Origin of the sequence: Xenorhabdus yunnanensis, from assembly GCF_028598805.1 — a bacterium.
Lineage (GTDB): Bacteria > Pseudomonadota > Gammaproteobacteria > Enterobacterales > Enterobacteriaceae > Xenorhabdus > Xenorhabdus yunnanensis.
The window spans coordinates 1-261 of record NZ_JAQRFI010000307.1 but is presented as its reverse complement, the minus strand read 5'-3'; the positions used below and the strand labels follow the sequence as shown (position 1 = coordinate 261).

1 protein-coding gene is annotated in these 261 nt (G+C 51.7%); it reads left to right on the top strand.

The window, feature by feature from the left end:
- On the top strand, positions 1-261 hold a 261-nt coding region (locus tag PSI23_RS22370), incomplete at both ends, for a toprim domain-containing protein (protein WP_273557091.1).

Genomic DNA, 261 nt, shown 5'->3' with positions numbered 1-261 from the left:
CGGTGTCAACACGTGGTCAGTGGTGCATGCGGGGTTTATGGAGCGCTTTCTGGTGCCCAATGGCGTTAAGCATTTAATCATCTTCGCAGATAACGACTGGAGCGCCACAGGCCATGCGGCGGCCATGGCGTGCGCGACTAAAAATCTAAAGGCAAATAATGACTTAGAAAAGGTCAGTGTTCGCTGGCCGGACGGCGGGGATTTTAACGACCTACTCCAGAACGGGGATCAGGCCAGAGAATTGACATTTATGAAAAAGCA